At 68.4% G+C, this 8,943-nt stretch carries 5 protein-coding genes; 2 read left to right on the top strand and 3 right to left on the bottom strand.

Going from position 1 to position 8,943, the window contains the following annotated elements; all coding sequences use genetic code 11:
• Positions 1 to 123: 123 nt before the first annotated feature.
• The 3 genes from ABD331_RS56730 to ABD331_RS56720 form a co-directional block, all read right to left on the bottom strand.
• Positions 124 to 2,940: a vitamin B12-dependent ribonucleotide reductase gene (locus ABD331_RS56730; RefSeq protein WP_344495207.1), complete on the bottom strand. Its 2,817-nt coding sequence runs from the start codon at positions 2,938 to 2,940 to the stop codon at positions 124 to 126.
• Positions 2,937 to 3,392, bottom strand: coding sequence for a transcriptional regulator NrdR (gene nrdR, locus ABD331_RS56725; protein ID WP_043614619.1), 456 nt, complete (start codon positions 3,390 to 3,392; stop codon positions 2,937 to 2,939). Before nrdR ends, ABD331_RS56730 begins: the two co-directional genes overlap by 4 nt.
• Positions 3,393 to 4,525: 1,133 nt before the next feature.
• The gene (locus tag ABD331_RS56720; RefSeq protein WP_344495204.1) at positions 4,526 to 4,810 is read right to left on the bottom strand and encodes a LysM peptidoglycan-binding domain-containing protein; all 285 of its coding nucleotides are present in this window, start codon (positions 4,808 to 4,810) and stop codon (positions 4,526 to 4,528) included.
• A gap of 1,701 nt (positions 4,811 to 6,511) precedes the next feature.
• Here ABD331_RS56720 and lexA point away from each other — a divergent pair.
• Together lexA and ABD331_RS56710 are read left to right on the top strand one after the other, a co-directional pair.
• Entirely contained in the window at positions 6,512 to 7,219 is a 708-nt protein-coding gene (lexA, locus tag ABD331_RS56715; protein WP_344495202.1) for a transcriptional repressor LexA, read from the top strand.
• Positions 7,220 to 7,858: 639 nt separating this feature from the next.
• Positions 7,859 to 8,836 carry a GlxA family transcriptional regulator gene (locus tag ABD331_RS56710; RefSeq protein ID WP_344495200.1) on the top strand — a complete coding sequence of 326 codons (978 nt, stop codon included), beginning with the start codon at positions 7,859 to 7,861 and terminating at the stop codon, positions 8,834 to 8,836.
• The last annotated feature ends 107 nt before the right edge of the window (positions 8,837 to 8,943 follow it).

Genomic DNA, 8,943 nt, shown 5'->3' with positions numbered 1-8,943 from the left:
CTTCTTTCCCGCCGGCAACAGCGGCTCCAGCACAGCCCACTGCGCGGCGGTCAAATCACCCCGACCCACACAAAGATCATCTCGGAAGTGGATCACCCGGGTGATCCACTTCTGAAACACGCCCTAGCTGCAGCCGCTGGTCGACCCGCAGCCCTCGCACACGTAGCAGCTACCGGCCGGCCGCATCTTCGTCCCGCAGGTCATGCACAGCGGCGCGTCCGCCGTGAAGCGCTGGTGGCTCTCCAGCGTCAGCTCCTGGACGGCCGGCTGCGCGTCCTCCTTCGGCTGGGCGGCCTCGATCGGCGCGGACTGGGCGAGCGCCTCCCGGTCCACCGCCTCCTGCAGCGCCGCCGGGTCCTCGCCGCGCTGCTGCGCCGCGCGCTCGGCCGCCGAGAAGATGCCCAGCGCCGCCCGCTCGTCGTAGGGCAGGTGGTCGAGGGCCAGGCGGCGGAAGATGTAGTCCATCACCGAGGTGGCCATGCGGATGTCGGGGTCGTCCGTCATGCCGGCCGGCTCGAAGCGCATGTTGACGAACTTGCTCATGTACGTCTCCAGCGGCACCCCGTACTGGAGCCCGATGGAGATCGCCACCGAGAAGGCGTCCATGACGCCCGCCAGCGTGGAGCCCTGCTTGGACATCTTGAGGAAGACCTCGCCGAGCCCGTCGTCGGGGTAGGACGAGGCGGTCATGTAGCCCTTGGCGCCGCCCACGGTGAAGCGGGTGGTCATGCTCGGCCGCTGGTTCGGCATGCGCCGCCGGGTCGGCCGGTTGACCTCGATGACCTTGACCTCTGGCTCCTTCGGCTGCTCCTGCTGCTTCTTGGAGCCGTCGCCGGCCGACAGCGGCTGGCCGACCTTGCAGTTGTCGCGGTAGACGGCCAGCGCCTTCAGGCCGAGCTTCCAGCCTTCCAGGTAGACCTGCTCGATGTCGTCGATGGTGGCCGACTCGGGCAGGTTGACCGTCTTGGAGATGGCGCCCGACAGGAACGGCTGCGTGGCGGCCATCATGCGGACGTGGCCCATGGGCGCGATCGCCCGCTCGCCCATCGCGCAGTCGAACACCTCGTAGTGCTCGGGGCGCAGGCCGGGAGCGTCGACGACGTGGCTGTTCTCGCCGATGTACTCGACGATGGCCTCGATCTGCTCCTGCTGGTAGCCGAGCTGCTTGAGCGCCCGCGGGATCGTCTGGTTGACGATCTGCATGGAGCCGCCGCCGACGAGCTTCTTGAACTTGACCAGCGCCAGGTCCGGCTCGATGCCGGTCGTGTCGCAGTCCATCATCAGGCCGATCGTGCCGGTGGGCGCGAGGAGGCTGGCCTGGGCGTTGCGGTAGCCGTTCTTCTCGCCCAGCTTCAGGCACTCCGACCACTGGCGCGACGCCTCGGCGTGGATCTTCGCGTCCATCGAGCCGACCGTGCGCAGGTCGTCGTTGGCCGCGGCGTGCTTGCGCATGACCCGCTTGTGCGGCTCGGCGTTCCTGGCGTAGCCGTCGTACGCGCCGACGACGCCGGCCAGCTCCGCGCTGCGCCGGTAGGACACACCGGTCATCAGCGACGTGATCGCCCCGGCCACCGCGCGGCCGCCGTCGGAGTCGTAGGCGTGGCCGGTCGCCATGAGCAGCGCGCCCAGGTTGGCGTAGCCGATGCCGAGCTGACGGTACGCGCGCGTCGTCTCGCCGATCTTCTCCGTCGGGAAGTCGGCGAAGGTGATCGAGATGTCCATCGCGGTGATGATCAGCTCGGTCAGCTTGACGAAGTCGGCCACGTTGAAGGAGTTGTCGTCCTTCAGGAACTTCAGCAGGTTGATGCTGGCCAGGTTGCAGGAGGAGTTGTCGAGGTGGACGTACTCGCTGCAGGGGTTGCTGGCCGTGATCCGGCCCGTCTCCGGCGTGGTGTGCCAGTCGTTGATCGTGTCGTCGTACTGCACGCCGGGGTCGGCGCACTCCCACGCGGCCTTGGCCATCTTGCGGAAGAGGTCCTTGGCGTCGATCTTCTCGATCACTTCGCCGGTCAGGCGGGCGCGCAGGCCGAAGTCGCCGCCCTGCTCCACCGCGCGCATGAACTCGTCGGAGACGCGGACGGAGTTGTTGGCGTTCTGGTACTGGACGGAGACGATGTCCTTGCCGCCCAGGTCCATGTCGAAGCCGGCGTCACGCAGCGCGCGAACCTTGTCCTCCTCGCGCGCCTTGGTCTCGATGAACTCCTCGATGTCGGGGTGGTCGACGTCGAGCACGACCATCTTGGCGGCCCGCCGGGTCGCGCCGCCCGACTTGATCGTCCCGGCGCTGGCGTCCGCGCCCCGCATGAAGCTGACCGGCCCGCTGGCCGTGCCGCCGCTGGACAGCAGCTCCTTCGACGAACGGATCCTGGACAGGTTCACACCCGACCCCGAACCGCCCTTGAAGATCACGCCCTCTTCCTTGTACCACTCCAGGATCGACTCCATCGTGTCGTCCACGGAGAGGATGAAGCACGCGCTCACCTGCTGCGGCGACTGCGTGCCCACGTTGAACCACACCGGCGAGTTGAACGCGAACACCTGGTGCGCCAGGGCGTGCTTCAACTCGTGGTCGAAGATCTCGGCGTCCTCGTCGCTGGCGAAGTAGCCGTGCTCGATCCCCGTCCTGGTGTAGACGCCGACGACCCGGTCGATCAACTGCTTCAGGCTCCACTCGCGCTGCGGGGTGCCCACGGCGCCGCGGAAGTACTTGGTCGTCACGATGTTGGCCGCGTTGACCGACCAGAACTCGGGGAACTCGACGCCCCGCTGCTCAAAGTTGATGGACCCGTCGCGCCAGTTCGTCATGACGACGTCGCGGCGCTCCCACTGGATCTCGTCATATGGGTGCACGCCGGGCTTAGTGAAGATCCGCTTCATCTTCAGTCCCTTACGCGGACGCTTTCCCCCGCGCGCGACTGAACCGCTGGCCGTCTCCGTCATGACTCCCCCTTCTCCGCCTTCAACTGTTTGATCTCGGCCTCGAAGTCCGCCAGGCTCTCGAAACCGCGATACACCGATGCGAACCGCAGGTAGGCCACCTCGTCCAACTCCCGCAGGGGGCCCAGGATGGCCAGGCCCACCTCGTTCGAGGGGATCTCGGCCGCGCCCTTCGCCCTGATGGCCTCTTCCACCCGCTGCCCGAGCTGCGCCAGCGAGTCCTCGCTGACCGGCCTGCCCTGGCACGCGCGCCGCACGCCCGCGACGACCTTGTCCCGCGAGAACGGCTCCGTCACTCCGCTGCGCTTGCTCACCATCAGCAGTACGGTCTCCTGCGTGGTGAACCTGCGCCCGCACTCGGGACAGGTGCGGCGGCGCCGGATGGCCGCGCCGTCATCCGTGGAGCGGCTGTCGATGACCCTGGTGTCAGGGTGGCGACAGAACGGACAATGCACGCTTTCGCCTCCAAGAACCCGCGGCCACCACACGCGCCCTCACCCGCCATGACGGGACGCTCGCGCACACTCCACGGCTGTCCATGGAGCGGTCACGGAAACACAAGGTGTGGTGAACTACATCGGTGTAACTACTAGATGTTGTGGTCCAACCGTAGAAGCGTGCGACCATGAACGCAAGTTGAGCGGGCCCTTCCGGCTGAAGTCGCTGATCAGCCCATGGACATCAACTGTCTCGGGCGTGTCGCTCGGTCGGGGTGATCTTCTTGCAGGTCGGAGCGTCACATCGGTTGCTTGGGGGGTCGGTCGTGAACAAACCTCACAAAGGTACCCGAGGACTCGGATGGTCATTCCTGTCACTGGGGTTGCGTCGGTTTGGGGTGGCTTGTGGGTGCCCCATGCGCGCGCCGCTCTCGCCGACATGCACTGAGGTCGCGTCCACGCCGGGCCGCCCGCCGGGGGCCGGTGCTTGCTGGCCGCTTCGTACGCGCACGGCGGCTCCATACGCGGGCGGCGGCTCCATACGCGGGCGGCGGCTCCATACGCGGGCGGCGGCTCCGTACGCGGGCGGTGGCTACGGGGACGTGGCTGGACCGGGCGCGGCAGGGCCAGGCGGACCGGGCCAGGCGCGCACCGGCTTCGGGCGCGCAACGGCTTCGGGCGCATGCGGCGGAGCCTCGTGACGTGCGTGTCACCGGGCTGGCGAGAGGCAAGGCCCGCCGACAGCCGCAAGGGCAGTGCGCGGCCAGTACATGCAGGACGATCCGGATCGCGACACGTCCGCCAACACAACCGGCGGCGTGACTAGCGGCATCACGCAACGCGGTGCGATCTGGCGACCTTGAATCAGCGCAACACAGCCCATCACCGCCTCCGGCACCGTGCGGCACGGCACGGCACGGCACGGCACGGCACGGTTGCGGTGCGGTGCGGTGCGGTGCGGTGCGGTGCGGATGCGGCACCGGTGCAGGTGCAGGTGCAGGTGCAGACACAGGCACAGGCACAGGCACAGGTGCAGGGTCACGTCCCGCAGCGCGGCACAGCGGGGCGCGACCCTACCCTTGCCCTACCCTTGCCCTACCCTTGTCCTGCTCTGTCCTGCGGCCCATCGGCGAAGCCCGGCTGGCCAGCGGTCAGCGTAAGGCGGCGGTGTCCTTCGGGACGTAGATGCGGGCGCCCGGCCGAATGAGCGAGTCGGACAGCCCGTTCAACCGCTTGATCTCCTCCACCAGAACCCCCGGGTCATCCCCCTCGGAGAGCGCGTCGGCGATCTCCCACAATGTGTCCCCCTTGTGTACCTCAACCCATGGCAGCCCAGCATGCCCCGCCACCACGACCCGCACTTCCGCGTGCCCCGCAGCCCGCGTGCCGAGCCAGAACCCGCCCAGCGACAGCAACGCCACAACCACCACCAGCACGACCCGACCGCGCCGGGTCAGCCGCACCGGAGCAGCACCCGACTTGGAAACCCCCCGGCTCCCCCCTACGCCTGCCCGCACGGAAGCGTCTCGCCGACCGGAGATGCCCGACAATCCGGGCGCCCCTGACCGCCTGGAGACCCGCGACCGGTTGGAGACCCCCGACCGGTTGGAGACCCCCGACCGACCGGACATGCCTGACCGCCCAGCAACGTCCGACCGGCCGGACATGCCCGACCGTCCCGGAACGCCTGGCCGCCTGGACAGGCCTGACCGTCTGGAGACCCCTGACCGACCAGAGATCTCTGACCGACCCGAAATCTCTGACCCGCCGGGGACTCCTGACCTGCCGGGGACTCCTGACCTGCCGGAGATTCCTGACGGGCCGGGAGCGCCTGATCGCCTTGCGGTACCTGACCGTGTGGACGGCCTGGAACCACGGGACTCCTCGACGGCGCCTGACCGCCCAAGAGCACGCACCCGGCCAAAGACGCCTCGCCGAGCGAAGAGGCCTCGCCGGCCGAAGACTCCACGCCGCCGGGACGCGACCCTCCGCTGCCCGAGTTCAGCATCTTCCCGAGCGGAGGCACCTCTACGCCGAGCCGCCAAGCCCGCACGCTGCGCCGCCAGGCCGTCCCGCGACCCCGAGCCCTCCCGCTCGCCTGCCGCGCCTTCCCGCACCCCAGCCAGGCTCTCCCGTTGCGCCGCCGAACCACCATGCTGTGCCGCCAGGCCATCACGATGTGCCGCCAGGCCATCACGATGCGGCGCCGGGCCATCACGATGCGGCGCCGGGCCATCACGATGCGGCGCCGGGCCATCACGATGCGGCGCCGGGCCATCACGATGCGGCGCAGGACTCTGCCGCGATCCCGCCGGGTCTTCCGGCGACCCCGCCGCGTCTCCCCGCACCCTCGTCAAGTCCCCCCGCCGCCCCGCAGGATCTTCCTGTCGCCCCGCCAACTTCCCCCGTTGCGCCGTAGCGTCCCTACGCCACGCCGCACGCCTTCTCCATCGCGCTCCGACTCCCCGCCCCTCTCCGACTTCCTCACGCTGTGCGACGGAATCGCCGGAGCCCGCCGGAGCAAGGGCTCGTCGCGCCCCCTCTCGTCCCCCTTTGTCCTTAACCCCTCCCTTGCGGCCAGCCGCCTTCTCGCCGGACCTGCGACCCACCACCGTGTCGTCGCCGTCACCCCATCCCTGCCGCCCCTTACCCCTCCCCGGGGGCGGCGGGACGGTGGTGTCCGGGTTGTCATCGCCTGCTCGCGGGGACGGGACAAGCCGCAAATGGGATCTTCCCCCACCACTCGAACGGGGCCCCAACCTCTTGCCGGAATTCCCGCGAACGGTGGCACCCACGCGCGTATTGTCAGCCCGTCGATCCTTACTCTGCGTGGCATCGGCGATCAGGGTGAGCTGGTTGACGTCTTCGCTGGTCGTGTCCGTATTTGTGGGCGTTCGCATGGATGACCTCCTGCCGTGTGGCCTGAGGAAAAGGCCAAATAAAGATCAGCAAATCGAACACGATGTCGATCGAACTCCCGTACGATGTTGTACACCACGCTGGCGACAATTTCGAGGAAGACTCGAACAATTGTTTGAAGATGATCTTCAACAGCGATACGGTCGCTGTGTGCGACATCAGGACCACGGACCGGGAGGTTCGCCGGTGAGGCGGGCCGCCAGGCGAGGAGGAAGAGCATGACCGAGCGGGATGACGCAAACGGGGTCAGCGACCTCGCGGTGCGCCGGCGAGACTCCCTGGGCCTGACGCCCAGGCAGCGCAAGATCCTCGAAGTGATCCGCGACTCGGTTCAACAGCGCGGATACCCACCGTCCATGCGCGAGATCGGCGAGGCGGTGCAGCTGACCAGCACGTCCAGCGTGTCGCACCAGCTCACCGCGCTCCAGCGCAAGGGCTACCTGCGCCGCGATCCGCACCGACCGCGTGCGCTCGAGGTCCGCCTTCCCGGCGAGCCCGTGCTCTGGGTCGACCCCGACGCCACGGACGACGAGCCCACGGTCAACCGCCCGACGGCCGCCTACGTCCCGCTCGTGGGCCGCATCGCCGCCGGTGGCCCGATCCTCGCCGAGGAAAGCGTCGAGGACGTCTTCGCCCTGCCCAAGCAGCTCGTCGGCGAGGGCACGCTGTTCCTCCTGCAGGTCGCCGGTGACTCCATGATCGAGGCCGCCATCGCGGACGGCGACTGGGTGGTCGTACGCCAGCAGCCCGTGGCGGAGAGCGGCGACATCGTGGCCGCCATGATCGAGGGCGAGGCCACGGTCAAGACCTTCAAGCGCAAGGACGGGCACGTCTGGCTCGTCCCGCACAACCCCAACTACGAGCCCATTCCCGGTGACGAGGCCAGCGTTCTGGGCAAGGTCGTCGCGGTCCTGCGTCGCCTCTAGACGAGGCGGGCCAGCCAGGCCAGGGCCCGGGCGCGCGTCCGACCGCTTGCGCCGCGTATTGGCGCGCGCCGAAAACATGACCCAGGGGTGCGATGTTCATGTTGCCGCGCCCGGATCGTTGGGGTGCTGAGTGCTTCTCTCGTCTGGGGTATGGCGTGGCGAGAATTTGGACCGTTCCGACGGGCTGGCGTCTTTGGATCGTTCTCCTGGTGGTGGGACTAAGGCAGGGCAGGCCAGGCGATCGAGGGTAGGGCCTTAAGGCGCAGGTGATCAGAGGCTTTGGCGATGGTAAAGGTTGGGCTGAGAGCGAGCGCAAGGGTCGCGGCTGGAGTTAGGGCTGAGGACGAGCTGCGGCTGAGGACGGTCAGGGTTGAACACGGGCCAAGCTGAGGTCGGGCTGAGAGCGAGCGCCGGGACGCGGTTGGGGCCGGTTGACGGCGAGGCCAGGGCAGTGAGGCCAGGGGGCAGCGAGGCTAGGGCGGAGTTGGGCAGGCCTTGGTGTGGGCGGGCGTCGAGGCTTGGGCGGGCGTCGAGGCTTGGATGGGCGTCGGGCTTGGGCGGGCGAGGCGTGGGTTCGTGTCTGGATGTGACAGAACCGCGTCATGGCGGTCATGAGGGGCTTTTGGCGACAATGGGTGCATGCCCGCTTCGCACCGCGTCATCATCACCGTGTTTCCTGACGTTGACCTCCTCGATGTCACCGGCCCGGCCGAGGTCTTTGCGGTGGCGAATCGGGAGATGTCTGGACGGACGCCGTACCAAGTGCTGCTCGCCGGCCCCGATGGCGGGCAGGTGCGGACCAGTGCCGGGGTGCGGCTGGCCACCGATCTGACCTTTGACGAGGTCGGTGATCGGGTCGACACGCTGGTGGTGCCTGGGGCGGTTGATCGCGACGGTGCTCCGGTGATCGATCCGCAGTTGGTCGGGTGGATCGCTGATACCGCGCGGCACGCCGACCGGGTTGCTTCTGTGTGTGTCGGTGCTCATCTGCTGGCTGCGGCGGGGCTGTTGTCGGGGCGGACGGCGACTACGCACTGGGCCACTGCTGATCGGCTGGCTCACGATCACCCCGACGTGACCGTGGATCCCGATCCGATCTACATCCAGTCGGGGAAGGTGTGGACGGGGGCGGGCATCAGCTCGTGCATGGATCTCGCGCTCGCTCTGGTTGCCGAGGATCACGGGGAGCGGCTTGCTCTGGCCGTGGCGCGGCAGCTTGTGATGTACCTCAAGCGGCAAGGTGGGCAGAGTCAGTTCAGTGTGCCGCTGTGGCAGGCGCCGACTGAGCGCCGGGACATCGACGAGTTGCGGGTGTGGATCACTGCGAATCTCACCGCTGATCTGTCGGCGGCTGCGCTTGCTGAGCGGGTGTGTCTGAGTGAGCGGCATTTCGCCCGGGTCTTTCGGAAGGAGACCGGGAGTACTCCGGCTGGGTACGTGGAGGCGGCTCGGGTTGAGGCGGCGCGGCGGTTGCTGGAGGGCACCGATGAGGCGCTTGATCGGGTTGCTCAGGCGTGTGGGTTGGGGTCGGCGGAGACCTTGCACCGGGCCTTTCGGCGGCGGCTCGGCACCACGCCTGCTGCCTATCGCAGACGGTTTCGCACCGCCGCTGCGTGATCAGCGCAGCGACTTGGCCGAGGTGGAGTTCGGGCGGAGGTACGAGTTCAGGCGGAGGCAGGAGTTCGGGCGGAGGCAGGAGTTCGGGCGGAGGCAGGAGTTCGGGC

It is taken from the genome of Nonomuraea monospora (assembly GCF_039531895.1).
Lineage (GTDB): Bacteria > Actinomycetota > Actinomycetes > Streptosporangiales > Streptosporangiaceae > Nonomuraea > Nonomuraea monospora.
This window is presented reverse-complemented; position numbering and strand designations above follow the sequence as displayed.